24 protein-coding genes are annotated in these 20,186 nt (G+C 74.1%); 18 read left to right on the top strand and 6 right to left on the bottom strand.

Annotated features, from left to right (window positions below; genetic code table 11):
* Positions 1-39: 39 nt before the first annotated feature.
* Positions 40-363, bottom strand: coding sequence for a hypothetical protein (locus BEP24_RS06215; RefSeq protein ID WP_065961453.1), 324 nt, complete (start codon positions 361-363; stop codon positions 40-42).
* A 151-nt stretch (positions 364-514) separates the two neighbouring features.
* Between BEP24_RS06215 and BEP24_RS06210 the strand changes: the two genes are divergently transcribed.
* Both BEP24_RS06210 and BEP24_RS06205 read left to right on the top strand, forming a co-directional pair.
* Entirely contained in the window at positions 515-1,192 is a 678-nt protein-coding gene (locus BEP24_RS06210) for a TetR/AcrR family transcriptional regulator (protein WP_139197405.1), read from the top strand.
* 158 nt (positions 1,193-1,350) lie between these two features.
* The gene (locus BEP24_RS06205; RefSeq protein ID WP_065961450.1) at positions 1,351-1,545 is read left to right on the top strand and encodes a DUF2795 domain-containing protein; all 195 of its coding nucleotides are present in this window, start codon (positions 1,351-1,353) and stop codon (positions 1,543-1,545) included.
* Between the two features lie 164 nt (positions 1,546-1,709).
* On the opposite strand, the gene BEP24_RS06200 is transcribed toward BEP24_RS06205, so the two are convergent.
* Together BEP24_RS06200 and BEP24_RS06195 are read right to left on the bottom strand one after the other, a co-directional pair.
* Positions 1,710-3,218, bottom strand: a complete 1,509-nt coding sequence (locus BEP24_RS06200) for a threonine/serine exporter family protein (RefSeq protein WP_065961448.1) — start codon at positions 3,216-3,218, stop codon at positions 1,710-1,712.
* A 206-nt stretch (positions 3,219-3,424) separates the two neighbouring features.
* A complete protein-coding gene (locus tag BEP24_RS06195) occupies positions 3,425-3,865 on the bottom strand; it encodes an OsmC family peroxiredoxin (protein ID WP_065961446.1) in 441 nt (146 codons plus the stop codon).
* A gap of 272 nt (positions 3,866-4,137) precedes the next feature.
* Here BEP24_RS06195 and BEP24_RS06190 point away from each other — a divergent pair, with 272 nt between their 5' ends.
* Positions 4,138-4,761: a DNA alkylation repair protein gene (locus BEP24_RS06190; RefSeq protein ID WP_065961445.1), complete on the top strand. Its 624-nt coding sequence runs from the start codon at positions 4,138-4,140 to the stop codon at positions 4,759-4,761.
* Between the two features lie 54 nt (positions 4,762-4,815).
* On the opposite strand, the gene BEP24_RS06185 is transcribed toward BEP24_RS06190, so the two are convergent.
* Entirely contained in the window at positions 4,816-5,634 is an 819-nt protein-coding gene (locus BEP24_RS06185) for a polysaccharide deacetylase family protein (protein ID WP_065961499.1), read from the bottom strand.
* 287 nt (positions 5,635-5,921) lie between these two features.
* On the opposite strand from BEP24_RS06185, the gene BEP24_RS06180 reads away from it, so the two are divergent.
* From BEP24_RS06180 to BEP24_RS06165, 4 genes are read left to right on the top strand one after another with little or no spacing between them, the layout of a single operon-like run.
* Entirely contained in the window at positions 5,922-7,112 is a 1,191-nt protein-coding gene (locus BEP24_RS06180) for a zinc-dependent alcohol dehydrogenase (RefSeq protein WP_065961443.1), read from the top strand.
* Positions 7,113-7,146: 34 nt separating this feature from the next.
* Complete coding sequence (locus tag BEP24_RS06175; RefSeq protein WP_065961441.1) at positions 7,147-8,205, top strand: NAD-dependent epimerase/dehydratase family protein; 1,059 nt, start codon at positions 7,147-7,149, stop codon at positions 8,203-8,205.
* Between the two features lie 21 nt (positions 8,206-8,226).
* On the top strand, positions 8,227-8,655 hold the full coding sequence (locus BEP24_RS06170; RefSeq protein WP_065961437.1) for a DUF6314 family protein: 429 nt from the start codon (positions 8,227-8,229) through the stop codon (positions 8,653-8,655).
* A gap of 47 nt (positions 8,656-8,702) precedes the next feature.
* Positions 8,703-9,380: a pentapeptide repeat-containing protein gene (locus tag BEP24_RS06165; RefSeq protein WP_065961434.1), complete on the top strand. Its 678-nt coding sequence runs from the start codon at positions 8,703-8,705 to the stop codon at positions 9,378-9,380.
* On the opposite strand, the gene BEP24_RS06160 is transcribed toward BEP24_RS06165, so the two are convergent.
* On the bottom strand, positions 9,365-10,348 hold the full coding sequence (locus tag BEP24_RS06160; RefSeq protein WP_065961433.1) for an NAD(P)/FAD-dependent oxidoreductase: 984 nt from the start codon (positions 10,346-10,348) through the stop codon (positions 9,365-9,367). The two genes, BEP24_RS06165 and BEP24_RS06160, sit on opposite strands and share 16 nt — an antisense overlap.
* A 66-nt stretch (positions 10,349-10,414) precedes the next feature.
* Between BEP24_RS06160 and BEP24_RS06155 the strand changes: the two genes are divergently transcribed.
* The 3 genes from BEP24_RS06155 (at position 10,415) to BEP24_RS17480 (ending at position 12,481) form a co-directional block, all read left to right on the top strand.
* Positions 10,415-11,035, top strand: coding sequence for a helix-turn-helix domain-containing protein (locus BEP24_RS06155; protein ID WP_065961432.1), 621 nt, complete (start codon positions 10,415-10,417; stop codon positions 11,033-11,035).
* 64 nt (positions 11,036-11,099) lie between these two features.
* Entirely contained in the window at positions 11,100-11,855 is a 756-nt protein-coding gene (locus BEP24_RS16960) for a hypothetical protein (protein WP_141693377.1), read from the top strand.
* Positions 11,852-12,481 (top strand): hypothetical protein, encoded by a 630-nt coding sequence (locus tag BEP24_RS17480; protein ID WP_065961427.1) that lies wholly within the window; start codon positions 11,852-11,854, stop codon positions 12,479-12,481. The genes BEP24_RS16960 and BEP24_RS17480 overlap by 4 nt, the downstream gene beginning before the upstream one ends.
* Before the next feature lie 169 nt (positions 12,482-12,650).
* Here BEP24_RS17480 and BEP24_RS06140 read toward each other — a convergent pair whose 3' ends face one another.
* Positions 12,651-13,412, bottom strand: a complete 762-nt coding sequence (locus tag BEP24_RS06140; protein WP_253181603.1) for a glycosyltransferase family 2 protein — start codon at positions 13,410-13,412, stop codon at positions 12,651-12,653.
* Between the two features lie 166 nt (positions 13,413-13,578).
* On the opposite strand from BEP24_RS06140, the gene BEP24_RS06135 reads away from it, so the two are divergent.
* The 8 genes from BEP24_RS06135 to BEP24_RS06100 all read left to right on the top strand — a co-directional run bounded on the left by BEP24_RS06135 (position 13,579) and on the right by BEP24_RS06100 (position 20,075).
* Positions 13,579-14,508: a hypothetical protein gene (locus tag BEP24_RS06135; protein ID WP_065961423.1), complete on the top strand. Its 930-nt coding sequence runs from the start codon at positions 13,579-13,581 to the stop codon at positions 14,506-14,508.
* A complete protein-coding gene (locus tag BEP24_RS06130) occupies positions 14,505-14,948 on the top strand; it encodes a phage holin family protein (RefSeq protein ID WP_065961421.1) in 444 nt (147 codons plus the stop codon). The genes BEP24_RS06135 and BEP24_RS06130 overlap by 4 nt, the downstream gene beginning before the upstream one ends.
* A complete protein-coding gene (locus BEP24_RS06125) occupies positions 14,945-15,538 on the top strand; it encodes a DUF3618 domain-containing protein (protein ID WP_065961420.1) in 594 nt (197 codons plus the stop codon). The genes BEP24_RS06130 and BEP24_RS06125 overlap by 4 nt, the downstream gene beginning before the upstream one ends.
* A 154-nt stretch (positions 15,539-15,692) precedes the next feature.
* Positions 15,693-16,334 (top strand): MBL fold metallo-hydrolase, encoded by a 642-nt coding sequence (locus tag BEP24_RS06120; protein ID WP_065961418.1) that lies wholly within the window; start codon positions 15,693-15,695, stop codon positions 16,332-16,334.
* A gap of 132 nt (positions 16,335-16,466) precedes the next feature.
* Positions 16,467-17,147: an HAD family hydrolase gene (locus tag BEP24_RS06115; RefSeq protein WP_065961417.1), complete on the top strand. Its 681-nt coding sequence runs from the start codon at positions 16,467-16,469 to the stop codon at positions 17,145-17,147.
* 41 nt (positions 17,148-17,188) lie between these two features.
* Positions 17,189-17,671 (top strand): GNAT family N-acetyltransferase, encoded by a 483-nt coding sequence (locus BEP24_RS06110; protein ID WP_253181601.1) that lies wholly within the window; start codon positions 17,189-17,191, stop codon positions 17,669-17,671.
* Between the two features lie 47 nt (positions 17,672-17,718).
* Positions 17,719-18,342, top strand: coding sequence for a TetR/AcrR family transcriptional regulator (locus BEP24_RS17805; RefSeq protein WP_216093112.1), 624 nt, complete (start codon positions 17,719-17,721; stop codon positions 18,340-18,342).
* Positions 18,339-20,075: an MDR family MFS transporter gene (locus BEP24_RS06100; protein WP_065961411.1), complete on the top strand. Its 1,737-nt coding sequence runs from the start codon at positions 18,339-18,341 to the stop codon at positions 20,073-20,075. The genes BEP24_RS17805 and BEP24_RS06100 overlap by 4 nt, the downstream gene beginning before the upstream one ends.
* The last annotated feature ends 111 nt before the right edge of the window (positions 20,076-20,186 follow it).

The raw sequence follows: 20,186 nt of genomic DNA, 5'->3' as shown, positions 1-20,186 counted from the left end.
CCCGTCCGTCCGTGGGTCGCGTCCGCCGGCCGCGACCCGTCAGGAGTCCGCGGCCACCTGTGCGGCCATGCGTTCGAGCAGTTCGCGTGCCGACATGGCCGCGGTGAGCTCCACCTCGACCGGGTTGATGCCGACGGCCCGCTCGAAGGCGCGTCGCCGGGCCTGCTCGGCGACCGGGACCTCGGGACGCTGGGGCAAGGCGGCGATCGCACGGGCCGCCGCGGCGAACGCACCGGTCGGTGCACCGAGCTGCTGCCACATGGTCCGGACGTCGTGGGCGACCTGCTCGTCGTCGCCGCCGAACTCGAAGCCGGCCGAGGCCATGGTGGCGAGCCCCTGGGCGATCGGGTCCTCGGGAGTCATGTCCCGATGGTCGCACGGCGCGGTGCACGGACGTCTGGAGGACTCCCGTTGTCCCCCGACATGCCGACACTCGTGCGGGGGGCTGCTGACCCCTCGCCGAACCGGTTGGATGGACGTGGTGGACAGGACGTCCACGGCGACGGAGGGCACGATGCTCGAACACACCAGCGCGGACACGCAGGCGGCAGCCGCCGCGGCCGCCACCCTGCACCTGCGGATCACGATCGTCGGGGCGACGGTCGACCTGTTGCGCGACGTGCCCTTCCACGAGGCGCACCCCGGCCTGGTCGCCGAGCGCATGGACATCCCGCTCGAGGAGCTCCGTCGGCACTTCCCGTCGTGGGACGGCCTCGTGCTCGCGGCCCTCGACCGGTGGAACGGCGCCCGGATGGACGAGGTCACGCACGAGGTCGGCGACGGGTCGACCGTCGACCTGCTCCGTGCGATCGTCGCCTCGAGCGCCGAGGACCCCGCCCTCATGCGGCTGCTCGTCGCCCTGCTGTCCGTCGCGGGCAACCCCGCGCACCCGATGGCGACGTACCTGCGCTCGCGCTACCAGCTGTTCTACGCGCAGATCAAGCGTGGGCTGGAGCACGACGTCGCGGTCGGTCGAGCCCCGCACACGATGGACCCGCGGCGGGGTGCGGAGCAGCTCATCGCCCTGTACGAGGGGCTCCAGCTGCAGGCGCTGCTGCGTGCCGACCTCGACCTCGTCGCCGCGTTCGACCGGGCCGTGGCGCGGCTCGAGCGCGGGTGGATGGAGCGGTACGAGCCCGCCGCTGCCGCCCGGTTCTCGGCGTGGCGCGAGGGCGGCAGCTGGGAGATCTGAGTCGGGGAGCGCGCTGCCCGCGACCGGCCCAGCGATGGGCCGTCGGCGCTCCCGTGGACGGCTGAGCCGCTGAGCGCGCTGAGCCGCTGAGCGCGCTGCCCGCGACGGCGCGCAGGGGTGCCCGCGTACTCAGTGGGTCTCCGAGCGAAGGAGCCGACATGGCAGCACCGAACCCGATCCAGGTCCAGAAGTACCTCAGCGGCATCGACTACCCGGCGTCGAAGGACGACATCGTGTCGAAGGCCGAGCAGGAGGGTGCCGACGGCGACGTCCTGGACGCCCTGAAGAACATCCCGGACCGCGACTACGACGCTCCCACGGCGGTCTCGAAGGCCGTCTCCGACGCGGGCTGACGCACGCGTGGCGGCGGGCCCGGGGCTCGCCGCCGCCCCCGCCCGTGCGGACGCCGTCCGATCTCACGCGCTGGGCGACGGCTCACGGCTCGACACGGGCGTGAGGTGTCGCCCAGCGCGTGACGTCGTCGAGGGGTCGGCAGGCACCGCCCCGCCCACCGCCGTCAGCGCGACCGCGGACCCCGGGGGACGGTCCCGTTGCCGGGGTCGTACCCGGTGTCGCGCAGGACCGGGATCGCCCTCGTGTCGTTGTGGACCGAGTGCACCGTCACGCGGCGGGCACGGCGCAGGGCGCGCCTGGCACCGGGCGTCGCGAGCAGGCCGCCGAGCACGAGCCCCGCGCCGATGCCGAGCGCGACCGACACCGCCGCGACGAAGTCGATCGCCGACCCGGACGAACCGGACATGAAGTCGAGCAGCGCGCTCGACACCGCGACACCGGGCAGCAGTGCTCCGCAGAACGCCGGGACCGCGATCGCCGCCACCGCCGTCCGCATCCGTGCGGCCGCGATCGTGGACAGGACGCCGAGCACCACCGATGCGAGGAACGTCGCCCCGAGCAGCGGCAGGCCCAGGTGTCGCATGCTCCACAGCGCCGTGCCGGACACCACCGAGAACACCACCGCGACCGGGATCACGCGCGCGCTGGCCTGCTGCACGAAGCAGTTCGCCGCCGCGGACACCACCGTCAGCGACAGGGACGCCCAGAGCGGCAGCGGGCGCAGGGCGATCCCGGACGGGTCGACCTCGATCCGGAGCCACTGCAGCACCGCGATGCCCGCCGGGACCCCGACGACGATCGCGGCGATCACCAGGCCGATGTAGAACGCCCGGGCGACGGCCATCGCCCGGAACCCCGAGATCGCGTCCTGCGCCCACGTCACGAGCGACACGTGCGGCAGCAGCAGGACGACCAGGGCCGCGACCATGGTGGCCGCTCCCGTCGCGGTGAGCACGTCGGCCCAGATCGCCAGGGTGCCGAGCGCCGAGGCCACGGCGGCCTGCGCACCGGACACGAAGAACTGCGGGAAGCCCCGACCGGTCAGCCACCGGCCGGACAGGATGATCCCGAGCATGAGGACGAACGCGCCGATGCCGGCCCGCCACCCACCGCCGGCCTGCATCGCGATCGACGTGCCGAGGACGGACAGGCCGACGTCGGCGAGCCAGGTCGGCCACCGCGGCGGCAGGCGGAGCACGGCGACGAGGGCGCTCACGGCCGAGGTCATGTCCCGCTCGCCGTGGACGAGGTCGTCGACGATCTGGTTCGCGCGGGCCAGCCGGTCGAGGTCGGAGCCGTCGGACTGCACCGACCGGACCTTGACGAGCGGCGGGCCCTCGGACGGGGCGTACTGGATGGTGACGGAGCTGCCCGAGAAGTCGAGGTCGAGCGGCGCGAGGTTCCACTTGGTGGACACCGCGACGACGGCGGTCTCGACGCTGCGGGTGTCGGCCCCCGAGGCGAGCATGACCTCGGCGAGGTCGAGGCAGAAGTCGACGATCTGCACCGGCGAGTACTGCTCGCGAGGCCGGGTGTCCGGCGTGACGTCCTCGTACAGGGTGCCGCGCAGCCGGGCCCGGGCGTCGCGGATGTCGTGCTGCGCGAGGGCGCGGACGCGGGGTCGTGGCGGGCGGCTCGGCCGCGGGACACCGGGGAGGAACTGCTCGGCCATCCCGCCATGGTGCCAGTCGTGGTCCGCCGAGTCCGGGTGCGGGCTGAGCGCCGCCGGTGGCGGCGCGGGGCGTCTGCTCGGCGCGGGCTGACGTGCCCGGGCGGGTCGCGTCCTGGTGGTGCCCGGAGACGGACTGGAGGCGCGGTGCCAGCCGGCACCGTGCCTCCAGCCCGTCACGGGGTGACGTCCGTCACCCCGGGTGGGGACTACTGCTCGAAGGTCGCCTTGAGCGTGATGTCGACGCCGGTGAGCGCCTTGCTGACCGGGCAGGTCGCCTTGGCCTCGTCGGCCGCCTTGAGGAAGGTGGCCTCGTCGATGCCGGAGACCTCGCCGCTGACGGTGAGGGTGATGCCGGTGAGCTTGAAGCCGCCGTTGCTGTCCGGGCCGAGCGAGACGTCGGCCTTGACGTCGAGGGCCTCGACGGTGCCGCCGGCCTCGCCGAGGACGGCCGAGAACTGCATCGCGTAGCAGGCGGAGTGCGCTGCGGCGATGAGCTCCTCGGGGCTGGTGGTGCCGCCGGCCTCGTCGGCGGCGCGCTTCGGGAAGGAGACGTCGTAGGTGCCGACCTTGGAGCTGGACAGCTCGACCTGGCCGGAGCCGTCCTCCAGGCCGCCGTTCCATGCGGTGCGTGCGGTGCGCGTGGGCATGCCGTTCCTCTCGTTGCGGGGGTGGCGCCGGTCCCGGCGCCGAGTCAGAGTCAATCGGAGAACGAGCGTTCTCGCAACCGGCTCTCGGGGAAGACGCAGGCTGCCCGCGACGGGTGCGCAGACCGGCCAGGAGGGTCGTGTCGATGGAGCAGGAATCGTCGGGTCGGGCCCGCGCACCCGACGGTTGCTGCTCCATCCGCGGAGGGGGGGTAGGCGCGGGCGGGCGCAGGACACGTGTGGAGCAGGACCGCGCGACGACTACCGTGTCCGGGATGCAGAACCGTGACGCCGAGGCGGTCCTCGCCGCCCTCGCCCGCACGTCCGGCGACGTCCCCGGGGCCCGCCGGGTCGCCCGGCAGTTCGCCGACCTCGACGCGGGCGAGCGCTCCGCACTGCTGTGGAGCGAGGACGCCGGGGCCCGGCTCGTCGCGGTCCTGCTGCTCGTGCAGGCGATGCGCGATCGGCCCGACGCCGAGCTGACCGACGAGTACCTCGCCGCCGCGAAGGCCGAGCGGTTCGAGGACCCGGCGCTGGTCGACCTGGCAGCCGAGGAACTCGTCGGCGCCCCGCTCGTCGGCGGCTCGCCCGGGCCGCTGTTCGCGCTCGCGAAGTCCGACGTGGCGATGGTCCGGCGGATCGCGGTCGTGGCGACGCTGGCGTTCGCGAAGCAGGGCGACGCCGAGGTCCCGCTCGGGATCGCCGGTCGGCTCGTGCGGGAGCGCACCGAGACGGTGCAGTCGGCCCTCGGGTGGGTGCTCCGCGAGACCGGGAAGCGGGCGTCCGAGGAGTCGCTCGTCGCGTTCCTCGAGCGGCAGGGGCGGTTCCTGACACCCGCGGCCCGGGCGACCGCGACCGAGCACCTGCCCCCGGCGGAGCGGGACCGGCTGCGCGGCTGACCGCCCGGCCGCTGCGCCGCCCGCACCCTCGCGCGCCACGCGGGCCGGACGGCGTCAGCGCGCGAAGACGTCGTCGAGCGTGTACGTCGCCAGACCCCGCTGCTCGAGCAGGGCGTGCAGCCGCGGCAGCGCCTCGATCGTGCCGGGGTGGTTCGCGTGCCCGATCACGATGTGCGCCGGCTGGAACCACTGCTCCGCGAAGCCGAGGATCTGGTCCGCGGTGATGTCGCCCGAGTCGGCCAGGGTGCCGTACCAGAGCAGGGGCGTGGTGTAGCCGACGGCCGCAGCGGCCCGGTCCACCCGGGCGTCGTGGTAGCCGAACGGCGGCCGGAAGTACGGCTTCGCGTCGACGCCGAAGGTGTCCTGGATGAACGCGTGGTTCCGCGTCAGCTGGTCCTGGACCGCCTGGTCACCGAGCTTCGTCAGCGCCGGGTGGTCCCACGTGTGGTTGCCGAGCTGCACCTGCCCGGAGGCGACGAGCGGCCGCAGCAGGTCGGCGTGCTCGGTCCACGCCGGGCGGACGCCGTTCACGAAGAACGTCAGACGCGTGCCCGTCGCCGTGGCGAAGCGGGCGTAGGCGCCGACGACGTCCGAGGAGGCCCCGTCGTCGACCGTCCAGGCGATCCCCGGCGTGCCCTCGGGGAGCCCGGTCACGGTGCCGGGCGGCAGCGGCACCTTCGTCAGCGTGGGCCGCGTCGGCGTCGGCGTCGGCGTCGGGGTCGGTGTCGCCGTGTGCGTGGGAGAGGAGGGCGGCCGCGCCGACGGGGAGCGTCGCGGCCCGTCGGACCCCGGTGAGCAGGCCGCGAGGAGCCCGGCGGCGAGGGTGCCGGTCGCGCTCGCGAGGAGCGTCCGGCGCGTGGTGCTGTGGTCCATCGCGCCCAGCGTGACGCGCGCGGGGTGCGGCGCGCATCGGCGGTCGGGCGGAGACCGCGCTGGCCGACCGGCCAGGACGTCGGACACCGGACGGGAGGCGCGGTGCGGGCCCGCCGCGCCGGTGCGGTCGGGCGACGGGGCCGGGACCGCACCGACGGTGCGGGCCCGCACCGACGGTGCGGCCCGGGGACGGGGCTGGGAACGCACCACGGGGCGGGCGCGTACCGACGAGGGTGACGTGGGTCGCGCCTCCAGGCCGGCCCCGAGCTCCACGAGAGGAACGCGACGTGCGCGCACTGACCTGGCAGGGCACCGAGAAGGTGTCCGTCGAGACCGTCCCCGATCCGACCATCCAGGAGCCGACCGATGCGATCGTGCGGATCACGTCGACCGCGATCTGCGGCTCCGACCTGCACCTGTACCGGGTCCTCGGCCCGTACATCGACAAGGGCGACGTCCTCGGGCACGAGCCCATGGGCATCGTCGAGGAGGTCGGTTCGGCCGTCACCAACCTGAAGGTCGGCGACCGCGTCGTCATCCCCTTCAACATCTCGTGCGGCCACTGCTGGATGTGCCAGCACGGCTTCCAGTCGCAGTGCGAGACGACGCAGGTGACCGAGTACGGCACCGGCGCCTCCCTGTTCGGCTACACCAAGATGTACGGCCAGGTCCCCGGCGGGCAGGCCGAGTACCTGCGCGTGCCGCACGCCGACTACGGCCCCATCAAGGTGCCGGACACCGGTGCCGACGACCAATGGCTCTTCATGAGCGACATCCTCCCGACCGCCTGGCAGGCCGTGCAGTACGCCGACGTGCCCGAGGGTGGCACGCTCGCGGTGCTCGGCCTCGGCCCGGTCGGCCAGTTCGCCGCGCGGATCGGCAAGCACCTCGGCTACCGGGTGCTCGCCGTCGACCCCGAGCAGGTCCGCCGCGACCTCGGCGCGAAGCACGGCATCGAGGTGTTCGACATGTCGGACGACCTCGTCCCGCAGCTCGTCGACCTGACCGACGGCCGCGGGCCCGACGGTGTCGTCGACGCGGTCGGGATGGAGGCGCACGGCAACCCGGTCGCCGGGTTCGCGCAGCGCGCCGCGGGCCTGCTGCCCGACAAGCTCGCCCAGAAGGCGATCGAGACGGCCGGCGTCGACCGGCTCGCGGCGGTGCACACCGCGATCGACCTGGTGCGCCGCGGCGGCACGGTGTCGCTCTCGGGCGTGTACGGCGGCATGGCCGACCCGATGCCGATGATGACGATGTTCGACAAGCAGATCACGATCCGCGAGGGGCAGTGCAACGTCCGCCGCTGGGTCGACGACCTCATGCCGCTCGTGTCCGACTCCGCCGACCCGCTCGGCACGCTCGACCTGACCACCCACCGGATGTCGCTCGAGGACGCGCCGCACATGTACTCGGTCTTCCAGAAGAAGGAGGACGGCTGCATCAAGGTCGTGCTCGACCCCGCGATGGCCGCCGCCTGATGACGGCCCCGACCGGACCCGGGCGGGTGCGCTGATGCGCGTCGTCGTGGTGGGCGCCACCGGCAACGTCGGTACTGGCGTGCTCCGACGGCTCGCGGCTGCGCGCCTGGCCGGGGACGGTCGGGCCGGCGAGGCCGACGGCCTGCAGGTCGTCGGTGTCGCCCGTCGTCTGCCCGACGCCCGGGTCGCGCCCTACGACGTGGCGGAGTGGCACCGGGTGGACGTCGGTGACCCGCACGCGGTCGACGCCCTCACCGCGGTGTTCCGGGACGTCGACGCCGTGGTGCACCTGGCGTGGGCGCTCCAGCCGACGCACGACATCCCGGCGCAGCACCGGACGAACGTCACGGGGACGGCGAACGTCCTCGAGGCCGTCGCGCGCGCCGGCGTCGGGCAGGTCGTCGTGGCGTCGTCGGTCGGCACCTACCGCGGCGTCGACGTCGCGGGCAAGCGGACCCCCGTCGACGAGTCGTGGCCCGCGACAGGGATCCCGACGGCGACGTACTCGGTGCACAAGGCCGCGAACGAGGCCGCCATGGACGACTTCGAGCGGGAACACCCCGACATCGTCGTCACTCGATTGCGGCCCGGCCTGGTGTTCCAGCGCGGGGTGGCCGCCGAGCTCCGCGGGCTGTTCCTCGGGCACCTCGTGCCGATGCGGATCGTCCGGTGGATCCGCTGGGCCGTGCTGCCGCTGCCGTACCCGTTCGTGTTCCAGGCCGTGCACGCCGACGACCTCGCCGACGCGTACTGGCGCGCAGTGGACCGCCGAGCGGCCGGGGCGTTCAACATCGCCGCGGCCCCCGTCCTCACCCCGCCCCGGGTGGCGCGGGCGTTCGGCATGCTCGGCGCGGTCCGGGTGCCGCTCCGGCTCGTCCGCGGGCTCGTCACGCTGACCTGGCGGCTCCGCCTGCAGCCGACGGACGCCGGGTGGGTCGACATCGCCGCCGGGGTGCCCGTCATGCGCACCGACCGCGCCCGGGCCGAGCTCGGGTGGGAGCCGCGGCACTCGGCGGAGGAGGCCCTGCGGGTGCTCGTCGACGGCTTCGCGGACGGCGCGCACGTCGCGGCGTCCGGGCCGTTGCGGGGCTGACCGGGGTCGTACCCTGGTCGGGTGCTGACGCCGACGGACCTGCTCGGGGAGTGGCGCCTCGACCGGACGATCGAGGACCGCCTCGCCGGGCAGCACGGGACCGTCACCGGGACCACGACGCTCACCGCGACCGCTCCCGACGAGGTGCGCTGGGACGAGTCCGGCACGATGACTCTCGGCGGCCGCACCACCCCGGTGTCCCGGACGCTGACCGTGCGCCGTGGCCCGGACGGCACGTGGACGGTGCACTTCTCGGACGGACGGGTCTTCCACCCGTGGACCTGGGGGTCGACGGTCGAGCACGCCTGCGCGCCGGACGACTACCGGGGGATCCTCGACGGCGACCGGACCCGGTGGACCGTGCGCTGGGTGGTGGCGGGCCCGGCGAAGGACCACACGCTCGACAGCGTCCTGACGCGGCCCGGCAGCCGGGGTCGCACCGAGTCCTGACCCGCGGCCCGTCCCACCGCGTCGGTCGTCCGCGGCAGACTGACCGCATGGCCCGCAGAACCTCGTCCCCCGACGGCACCGACGCCCCGCGCCTGACCGCGACGGCACCGACCGACCTCGAGGACTGGACGCCGGCCCCCGGTGACCTGCTCACGGGCGACCGCGTCGAGGGCAAGCGCATCGGCGTCCTCGACGTCGCGGGGGAGCGGCTGCCCGACGTCGAGCTCGAGGAGTGCGTCGTCGACACGCTCCGGGCGGACGACACCGACCTGCGCGGCCTGCGGGTCCGCGACTCGACGATCGAGACCCTCGACGCCCCGGTCCTGCGGGCGTCGAGCAGCTCGTGGCGCGGGGTCCGCATCGGCGGCGGTCGCGTCGGTTCGGCGGAGCTGTACGACGCGGAGCTCAACGACGTCGTGTTCACCGGCCTGAAGCTCGGCTTCGTGAACCTGCGCGGCTCGACCCTCACCGACGTGGTGTTCCGCGACTGCGTGATCGACGAGCTCGACCTCGGCGACGCCCGGCTGCTGCGGGTGTCGTTCGAGGGGTCGACGATCCGCGCGGTCGAGGGCACCGGGACCCGGGTCGAGCACGTCGACCTGCGCCGCGCGGACCTCGACCGGGTCGAGCGGCTGGAGGGCCTGCGCGGCGCGACGATCGGCTCGGACCAGCTCTTCGCGCTCGCCCCGCTCCTCGCCGCGCAGGCCGGCTACCGCGTCGGCTGACCCGCCGGTACCGCGGCCAGCGCCGCCGCGAGGTCCGCCCGCACCAGGTCCCCGTGCACCGCGGCCCCCGTCTGCGTCCCCGCCGCGGCCGAGGCGATCACGGTGGCCATCGGCGTGGTGACGTTCCCGGCCGCGTAGACCCCGCGCAGCGACGTCTGCCCGGTGCCGTCCACCGGGAGCGTGCCGCCGAACCGGAAGCCGTCGACCACGAAGTCCTCGACCGCCAGCCCGAGCCCGTCGAGGTGCTCGACGCGGGGCTCGGCCGTGCTCGACGCGGCCAGGGCGTCGAGCGCCACGACCTCGCCCGACCCGAGCCGGACGCCGGTGAGCCGACCCGCGTCCGACTCGACCCGTGCCACCCGTTCGTCGCGCACGGTGATCCCGCGCGCTGCGAACCCGGCCCGCGCGGTCGCGTCGACCAGGTCCGGCTCGGCGACGAACGCCGTCACCCGGTCGCTCAGGGCCCGGAACATGAGCGCGTGGTGCGGCCCCGTCGGCGAGGTCACGAGCACACCGATCCGCTGGTCGCGGACCTCCCACCCGTGGCAGAACGGGCAGTGCACGACGCCGCGCCCCCACTGCTCCGCGAGCCCCGGCACGTCCGGCAGCACGTCGACGGCGCCGGAGGCGACGACCAGCCGACGGGCGGTGACACGCCTGCCGGAGTCCAGCGTGACCGAGAACGCGACCGCGTCGGGACCGTCGGTGGGTGTCGCGGACGCGGCCACGATCCTCCCGTCCGTCACCGCGACGCCGTAGGAGGCGACCTCCTGCCGACCGATGCGGTGGAGCTCGCGGGGCGCGACGCCCTCGCGGCCCAGGTAGTTGTGTGCGCCCGCCGCGGGCGCGTTGCGCGGTTCGCCGGAGTCGACGACCAGGACGGACCGGCGCGACCGGCCGAGGATCAGTGCTGCGGACAGGCCGGCGGGGCCACCGCCGATGACGACGACGTCGAAGTGGTTCTGCATGCGGACACCGTCCCGCCGTGCGTGCCGCGCTGGCAACCATCCTTGCCGGTCTGGCAACGTGGCGGCATGGACACCAGCCGGGAGGAACGGATCGCCACGCGCACGACGGCCCAGGTGGTCGAGGCGGTCGGCCCACGACTCCGCGCCCTGCGTGCGCGACGAGACGTCACGCTGGGCGCGCTCTCCGAGCGCACCGGCATCTCCGTCTCGACGCTGTCCCGGCTCGAGTCGGGGCAGCGGAAGCCGACGCTCGAACTCCTGCTCCCGCTCGCGAAGGCGTACCAGGTGCCGCTCGACGACCTGGTCGGGGCGCCGCAGACCGGGGACCCGCGCGTGCACCTCAAGCCCGAGCAGCACGGCGGACGCGTGGTGGTGCCGCTCACCCGACGCACCGGGGGCGTCCGGTCGTTCAAGCAGCTGTACCCGCCCGAGCCCCCGACGGCCGACCGCACGCAGCGCACGCACGAGGGCTACGAGTGGCTCTACGTGCTGTCCGGACGGCTGCGGCTGCTCCTCGGCGACCGCGACTTCGACCTCGGGCCGGGTGAGGTCGTCGAGTTCGACACGCACACGCCGCACTGGGTCGGCAACACGAGCGACGAGGTCACCGAGGTGCTCTGCCTGTACGGGCCGCAGGGCGAGCGGGCGCACGTGCGGTCCCGCCCGGGGCGCAGCGACGGGGCGTGACCGCGGGCCCGGAGGAACGCGGTCGGCGCCGTGCGGCGGCGGCGACGTCGGGTCCCTGCAGAACATGACATTCAGAATGTCCTCGGCGCTCGGGCCCGACGATGGCACCTCCCTGTCCCCGACCGGAGGAGGCACCGTACCCCGTTCCCCCCGTCCCGTCCGCCTGGCGCTCGCCGGCACCGTGATCGCGCTCGCCGCGTGCGCGGTCGCCCAGGCCACCGTCGCCAGCGCCGCCCCGACCGTGCCCGCGTCCGCCAGCACCGCCGCGGATCGTCCGCTCGTGACCTCGTTCGCCCAGCAGGCGTTCGTCCGCGACCAGCTCGTCGTGGTCCGGGTCGCGCTCGGGCTGTCCACCCCGAACCCGGTCGACGTCCGCGACGACCAGGGCCGCCTCGTCGCCACCACGCCGACCGGCGGGCAGACCTCGCTCATGCTCCGCCCGGACGGGCAGGACCACGCGCGCTACACGGTGGTCTCCCGCGACGGCGCCGAGCGCACCGACACGATCACGGTCGACTTCTCGGGGCTGCCGCTCGACGCGCCGTCCGACCACACCGACACCGACGAGGTCCAGCGCATCTCGCGCGCCGTCGCGGGCGGGTCGCTCGACCACACCCTGCGCGTCACGGGTGTCCCCGGTGCGACGATCACCCTCACGGTGAACGGCGTCGCGACCTCGGCGACGGCCGACGCCACCGGCACCGCGGCACTCCCGGCGCACTTCACCCCCGGGCAGAACGCGATCGCGCTGTCGCAGTCCCTCGGCGCGAAGCAGTCCGTCGTCCGGACGTACGGCTACCAGCTCGGCGGCGCCCGGTGAGCGCCCGCCGCCTCGGGGTGGCCACGGCCCTCGTGCTCGGCGTCGGTGCGGCCCTCGTCGCACCGACCGCCGCCACCGCGGCGACCGCGGCAGGGGTGTCGTCCCCGACCGCACCGTCGGCCGTCGCCGCAGCGTCCGCGCACGCCGGCGCGCTGCACGTGGACGCGGTCCGCACCACCCGGACCGGCTACACCGTCCTGGTCAGCGGCGGGACGCCGTACGCCTCGGCGAGCATCCGCACCGCGCTGCCGCACTCCCCGGTCCACGAGGAGTGGCTCGACGCCGACGGCTCCGGGGTGTTCTCGATCCGCGCGGCCACGGCGTTCTCGTTCGGCGTGGTGATCGAGGACGAGACCGGCGCGCGCCTCGAGACCGTCGTGGGTTCCGGGCGGCGCGGCGACCAGGGCCTCGCGGCCGTCGTCGAGCACCGGGACTGGTCCGGTCCGGTCGTCCGGGTCGCCGGCGCCGACGGGTTCGCCGTCGTCACCGACGAGCACGGGCAGGAGCTCGGCGCCGACGTCGTCGGGGCGCTCGGCCTCGACACCGTGCAGCTGCCGTCCTCGGTCCGCGCCGGTGACCTCGTGCACGTCGAGGTCGACGGCGAGACGGTGTCGCTGCGGGTCTGACCCGTCGGCACTCCCGTGCCGTCACCGCACCCCCGGTCCCGCCGTGGACCGGGGGTGCGGTGCGTCCGGGCCAGCGGTGCTTCCGGGGCCGGCGTGCGTCCGGCGTCAGCGGTGCGACCGGGACCGATGGCGTGTCGGGGAGCACCGTTCGTCCGGTGGTGCGTCCGGGTCAGCGGTGCGTCCACCGCCCGCCGGCCCGACGCCGGAACGCGACCCGGAACCGCCGCGCCCACCGCCGCACCGGGTTCGCCCGCCGCCCGTTCACCCGGAACGTGTGGAACGCCCGCCGCGTGCGGAGCAGCGCCGAACCGATGCCCGAGAACGGCCGCGCCGACACCTCGACCGTGAGCGCACGGTCGACCACGACCCGCCAGGCCGGGTCGAACGCCATCGCCAGGTCGACGTCGTCGTGCACCTCGGGGTCGTCCCGGTGCACGCGCCCACGGGCCGCGGTCCAGGTCGAGCGCCGCAGGGCCGTCGCCGAGCCGAACAGGGGCGCCCGCCCGAGCGCCGACCAGACGAGCACGAAGTACGGGCCCATGTAGAGCAGGTCCCACACGCGGCGCACCACGGGACCGCCGTCGTAGGGGCGTCCGGGACCGGTGACCGCGACGACGTCGGACCGCTCGAGCAGCCGCAGGGCGGTCGCGATCCACCCGGGCGGCGGGACCGAGTCGGCGTCCAGGCGCACGATGACGTCGCCGGCGGCGTGGTCGTAGCCGCGGGCGGACGCCCGGGCGATGCCGCGGACGGGTTCGTGCAGCACGACCGCCCCGGCACGCCGTGCGACCGCGACGCTGTCGTCCGTGCTGCCGTTGTCGACCACGACGACCTCGTCGGGCGGTCGGGTCTGCGCCGACAGGGCACGCAGACAGCGGGCGAGGTGCTCGGCGTCGTCGAGCACCGGGACGACGACGGTCACACTCGGCACCCCTGCGATCCTGCCGCAGCCGCGCTGGACGGACGGCAGGATCCGCGTTGCACGGACGGATCCGCGCTCCGTGGCGTTCCTGGGCGAGGCCGCAGCGCGGTCCGCGCACGGTCGGCTCCAACGCCCCGGGTGACCTGCCCGTGGCGACCCGACCGGAAGGCCGACCATGACCACGAACCCACCCGGGAACGACTCCGGGACGCCCATCCACGACGCGACGGCAGCGGCCGAGGGCCACGAGGTGCGCCCTGGCGTCTTCGTCCCGTCCTTCGCCGGCGGCTCGACCGACACCCCGTCCGGCGACAGCACCTTCGACGACGCCGCCTTCGACGACACCGTCCGCCGCCCCGAGGGCTTCGACGACGTCGAGCCGCTCGACGCGCTGCCCGCCGACGAGCAGCTCCCCGCGACACCGTCCGCCGCGGGCGCCGCAGCCCCCGTGACGTCGAGCACGACGACCGGCGGCGGCTTCGACGACGCCGTCGGCGGCCCGCTCGGCGGTCCGTCGTCCGGCATCGGCGGCACGACCGGCTCCGGCCCGAGCACCGGCGGGCCGACCGGCGGCGACTCAGGCTCCGGTTCCGGTGGCAAGGCCGACGCAGCCAAGGGTGCCGCCCAGGACGTCGCCGGTGACGCGAAGGCCAAGGCGGCCGACGTCGCCGGCACGGCCAAGGAGCAGGCGGCCAACGTCGCATCCGAGGTCGGTGACCACGCCAAGCAGCTCTACGGCCAGGCGTCCGAGACGTTCAAGGGCCAGGCCGCCGACCAGCAGCAGCGTGCCGCCGGGGGCCTCCGCAGCCTCGGCGAGCAGCTCGGTCGGATGGCCGAGAACGACGACGAGCAGGGCCTCGCGTCGAAGGTCGTCCGCGACCTGTCGACCCGTGCCACCTCGGTCGCCGGCTACCTCGAGGACCGCGACCCCGGTTCGCTCCTCAGCGAGGTGAAGTCCTTCGCCGCGAAGCGCCCCGGAACGTTCATCGCGCTCGCCGCCGGCGCCGGGCTGCTCGCCGGCCGCCTGACCAAGGCGCTCACCGCCGAGGTGAAGCACGAGAAGGAAGCCGAGCACCGCACCGACGGGACGGTGGACGGCGCATGAGCCAGAGCACGCCCGGGGGCTTCCCGGCCGCGGAGCCGTCACCCGAGGAGCGCGCGGCCACGACCCCGCTCGGCCAGCTGCTGTCCGACGTGTCCCAGGACCTGTCGACGCTGTTCCGTCAGGAGGTCGCCCTCGCCAAGGCCGAGCTGACCCAGTCGGCCAAGAAGGCGGGCAAGGCCGGCGGCATGTTCGGCGGCGCCGGACTCACCGCGCTGTTCGCCCTGCTGTTCCTGTCGATCGCCGCCTGGTGGGGTCTCGGGTACCTCATCGGCAACGCGTGGTCGGCGGTCGTGATCGCCGTCGTGTACGGCATCGTCGCGGCGGTCCTCGCCGTCCGCGGCCGCCGGGAGATCAAGGAGATCCAGGGCGCCCCGCAGACGGTCGAGACCGTCAAGGAAGTCCCCGAAGCACTCAAGCCGAACACCGGGAGGAACCGATGAGCACCCCAGATGAGATCCGCGCCGACATCGAGCGCACCCGCGGCACGCTCGGCTCCGACGTCGACGCGCTCGCCGACAAGGTCAGCCCGTCGTCGATCGCGCACCGCCAGACCGAGAAGGTGAAGAGCCGCTTCCAGGGCGTCCGCGAGTCCGTCATGGGCGCGGCCGACTCCGCCCGGTCGAGCGTGTCCGGCTCGGCGTCGAGCGTGTCCGACTCGGCCTCCGGCGTCGCCGGGCAGGCGAAGGACGTCGCGCACCAGGGCGTCGCGAAGGCGAAGGGCAACCCGCTCGCGGTCGGCCTGATCGCGTTCGGTGCCGGGTGGCTCGTGTCGTCGCTGCTGCCCACGACGGACAAGGAGGAGGAGCTGGTCGGTGAGCTGAAGGACCGCGCCGCACCCCTCGTCGAGGACGTCAAGGAGCAGGCGAAGGACGTCGGTTCGCAGCTCGGGGACGTGGCGAAGGAGCACGCGCAGGACCTGAAGGGCACCGCGCAGGACGCGGCCCAGACCGTCAAGGACGAGGCGCAGGGCGCCGCGTCGGACGTGCAGGACCACGCGAAGAGCGCTGCGGACGACGTGCGCGGCAACTGACGGTCGCCACGACCGCGACCGTGACCACGGTCGGACGGGAGGCGCGGTGCCAGCCGGTACCGCGCCTCCCGTCCGTCCCCTGGTCGCGTCGCGACTGAACGGGCCCTCAGAGCGCGACGGCATGCCGTCGCGCGGCCGGGCGTTGACTGGTGCCATGCAGCTGACGAAGTACAACCACGCCACGGTCGTCCTCGAGCGGGACGGCGCGACCATCGTGCTCGACCCCGGGACGTTCACCCCCGAGGCGGCCGACCTCGTCCGTGCCGCCACCGCGGTGCTCGTCACGCACGAGCACTTCGACCACCTCGACGTCGATGCCGTGCGCGCCGGGCTCGCCGCGAACCCCGCGCTCGTCGTCCGCGGACCCCGTCCGGTCGTCGACCAGCTCGGCGACCACGACGGACGCGTCGTCGCGGTCGAGGCCGGCGACTCGTTCTCGGTCGGGCCGTTCGCGGTGCGGGTGTTCGGCGAGGAGCACGCCGTGATCCACCGGGACGTGCCGGTGGTCGCGAACGTCGGGTACCTCGTCGACGGTGCCGTGTTCCACCCCGGCGACGCGTACCTGGCGCCGGGCGTGCCGGTGTCGACGCTCCTCATGCCGACGAGCGGTCCGTGGACGCACATGGCCGAGGCCGTCGACCACGTGCGCGCGGTCGCGCCGGAGCGTGTCGTGCAGATCCACGAGGCGATGCTCAGCGAGGTCGGGCAGCAGTCGACCGCGCGGTTCCTCGGGCCGGAGATGCTCGGGACGGTGCCGGTGACGATCCTGGCGTCGGGGGAGTCGATCGAGGTCTGAGCGACCGGGCCGGCCGGGCGGGCGCGCGCCGGGCGGGTGCGGGCTGCGTCGGGCGCGCAACCGGGTGCCCCGGTGCCGGTCGGTCGCCTGCGCCTGGGCGGGCACCGGTGAGAGGGGGAGCAGGCTGGACGGATGGCTGACGCTCCCACGACCGCTGTCCTCTTCGACATCGACGGCACCCTCGCCGACTCGAACTACGCGCACATCGACGCGTGGTGGCGCGCCTTCCGGGCGGCCGGTGAGTCGGTGGACGCGTGGCGCATCCACCGCGCGATCGGCATGGACTCGGGCCGACTGCTCGAGGAGCTGCTGCCCGACGCATCCGACGAGGTCCGCGACCAGGCGAAGCAGTTCCACACCGCCTACTACTCCGAGCACATGCCGCAGCTGCGCCTGCTGCCCGGGGCGCGCGAGCTGCTCGAGGAGGTCGCCGCGCGCGGGCACGCGGTCGTCCTCGCCACGAGCGCGCCCGAGTCCGAGTTGTCCGTGCTGCGCGAGCTCCTCGACGCGGCCGCGTGGGTGACCGCCGAGACGAGTGCGGAGGACGTCGGCGAGGCCAAGCCCGCGCCCGGCATCGTCGAGGTCGCGCTGGACAAGGTCGGCGTCGACCCGTCGCGTGCGGTCATGGTCGGCGATGCGATGTGGGACGTCGAGGCGTCCGGCACGGTCGGCGTGCGGTGCGTCGGCGTGATGACCGGCGGCATCGGCGGCGACGAGCTGCGGGACGCCGGGGCCGCGGTCGTGTACGACGACGCCGCGGCCGTGCTCGCGGCGCTGCGGGCGGGCGAGGGGCCGATCGCCGAGCTCGGCTGAGGCGCTGGCGCCGTCGCCGGCGCGTGCGAGGATGGTCGATCGTGATCACGATCGAGCGCGTCGGCTGGGACGACCCCCGTGGCGTGGAACTCCGCGCCACCATGGACCAGGAGATGCACGAGCGCTACGGGCCCGGCAACGCCGGTGAGGACCCCGCCGTGAACGCCGAGCGGAACCGCGTGCTCGCCGTCGATCCGGCGACCGTGATCTCCTCGGTCCTGGCCATCGACGAGGACGGCAGCGCCCTCGGGCACATCGCCGTCCGGTGGCTCGGCGACGAGGTCGAGCTCAAGCGCCTCATCGTGCTCGCCGCCGCGCGGGGCAAGGGCGCCGCGACCGCGCTCCTGGCTGAGAGCGAGCAGATCGCCCGCGAGCAGGGCGTCGCCCGCGTGATCCTGCAGACCGGGGACAAGCAGCCCGAGGCCGTCGCCCTGTACGAGAAGACCGGCTGGGAGCCGATCCCGATCTACGAGCCGTACGCGGCGACCATGCCCTTCTCGCGCTGCTTCGCGAAGGCCCTGTAACCCGTCCTCCTGTTGCACTCTCAGCGCCAGAGTGCAATTCTTGCCCGGTGAGCACCACCGAACGCACCCGCGCGCTGCGCCGACGCATGGTCGTCGAGGCACGCCGGGCGACGATCGAGCACGGGCTGCACGGCTTCACGATCGAGCAGCTCTGCGAGACCGTCGGCGTCTCGCGGCGCACGTTCTTCAACCACTTCGCGTCGAAGGACGACGCCGTGCTCGGCATCGAGCAGGGTGCGTCGGAGCAGATGCTCCGCGCCTACGCCGAGGGCTCGCTCGTCCCGGGCGACCTCGACCCGCTCGGGTCGATCGTCGCGCTCGCCATCGAGCAGATGCACGTCGTCGGGCTCGACCGCGCCGACGAGGCCCTGGTCCGCCGGGTCTTCGAGCGCGAGCCCGTGATGGTCGCGAAGTTCCTCGCCGCCGCCGACGTCCAGCTCACCGCGGTGGGCCGGGCCGTGCGGGAGCGCTTCGGCTGGACCGACCCCGACGACCGGCGCGCCCAGCTCGTCGCCGAGGCCGCCGCCGGCCTGCTCAAGGTCACCGCCGGCACCTACTTCGACGACGCGTACGACGAGGCGACCGGCCCCACGTTCGACGTGTTGCTCACCGAGAACCTCCGCCAGTTCAGGGCGGCCGTCACCACCACCGGACAGGACCACACCGCATGAGCGCGACCGCGCAGGGCACGAAGCGTGCCCGCCCCGGATCCGACGGCCCGCTGCTCCTCACGCAGCGCCGCATCTGGATCATCTTCTCCGCCCTGATCGCCGGCATGCTGCTGTCGAGCCTCGACCAGACCATCGTCTCCACGGCGATGCCGACCATCGTCGGCGAGCTCGGCGGCGTCGCGCACCAGGCGTGGCTGACGACCGGGTACCTGCTCGCCTCGACGATCGTGATGCCGATCTACGGCAAGTTCGGTGACGTCCTCGGCCGCCGCAACCTGTTCCTCGTCGCGATCGCGCTGTTCACGATCGCCTCGGCCGGGTGCGCGTTCGCGGGCGACTTCACGCAGCTCGTGGTGTTCCGCGCCATGCAGGGCCTCGGCGGCGGCGGCCTGATGATCCTGTCGCAGGCGATCATCGCCGACATCGTGCCGGCCTCGGAGCGCGGCAAGTACCTCGGTCCGCTCGGCGCGATCTTCGGGCTCTCGGCGATCGGTGGCCCGCTGCTCGGCGGTTTCTTCGTCGACCACCTCACCTGGAACTGGGCGTTCTACATCAACATCCCGGTCGGCATCGCGGCGTTCTTCGTCGCCTGGTTCGCGCTGACCCTGCCGACCAAGAAGGCCGAGAAGAAGATCGACGTGCTCGGCGTCGTCCTCATGTCCGCGGCGACGACCTGCCTGGTGTTCTTCTCGGAGTTCGGCGGCAGCAAGGACCACGGCTGGGACGCCCTCGAGACGTGGGGCTGGTTCGCGGGACTCGTCGTCTCGGCCGCGCTGCTCGTGCTCGTCGAGTCGCGCGTCGAGGACCCGGTCCTGCCGATGTCGTTCTTCCGCAACCGCACGTTCCTGCTCGCGACCGGCATCGGCCTCGTGCTCGGCATCGGCATGTTCGCGGCGATCGGCTTCGTCCCGACGTTCCTGCAGATGGCGTCGGGCACCTCAGCCGCGGTCTCCGGTCTGCTCATGCTCCCGATGATGGTCGGCCTCATCGGCACCTCGATCGCGTCCGGCAACCTCATCACGAAGACGGGTCGCTACCGGCTGTTCCCGATCGTCGGCACCGTGCTCGTCGCCCTCGCGATGCTCGCCATGACGCAGCTCGCCGCGGACACCCCGATCTGGCTCATCTGCGCGTACCTGTTCGTCTTCGGCGCCGGGCTCGGGCTCATCATGCAGGTGGTCGTCCTCGTCGCGCAGAACGCCGTCCCGGCCGACCAGGTCGGGACCGCGACGTCGACGAACAACTACTTCCGCGAGGTCGGCGCCTCCCTCGGCACCGCGGTCTTCGGTGCGCTGTTCACCGCCCGGCTGACGAGTGCGCTGACCGACGTGTTCACCTCGGCCGGCGGCTCGGCGACCGACGCGGCGTCCTCCGCGGGGAGCATCGACCCGGCGACGGTCGCGAAGCTGCCCGAGGCCGTGCAGGACGGCATCGTGAACGCGTACGCCGACTCCCTGGCGCCGGTGTTCTGGTACCTGCTGCCGTTCATCGCGATCGCGTTCCTGCTCGCCCTGTTCCTGCCGCAGATCACGCTGTCGGACACGGCCGGCATGGTCGCCCGTGGCGAGGCTGTCGGCGGAGCCGAGGCCGACGAGCTCGAGCGGGCGCAGCGCGCCGGCCGGGCCGGCGCGACGGCTCCCGGCGCGGCCACGAGCGCGGCCCCGGACAGTGCCGACCGCGCTGCCGACACGGAGGTCGGTGCCGACGCGGAGCGCGGTGCGCCCCGCGCCTGACGCGCTCGGCCACACCGAGCGGTCGCGGTGACCACGTGACGGACGGGAGGCGCGGTGCCGGCTGGCACCGCGCCTCCCGTCCGTCCGCGCCGCGCCTCCCGTCCGTCCGCG

It is taken from the genome of Curtobacterium sp. UCD-KPL2560, from assembly GCF_001705035.1.
In the GTDB taxonomy this organism is placed as follows: domain Bacteria; phylum Actinomycetota; class Actinomycetes; order Actinomycetales; family Microbacteriaceae; genus Curtobacterium.
The sequence above is the reverse complement of the archived record's forward strand: the minus strand, read 5'-3'. Positions and strand labels throughout refer to the sequence as shown.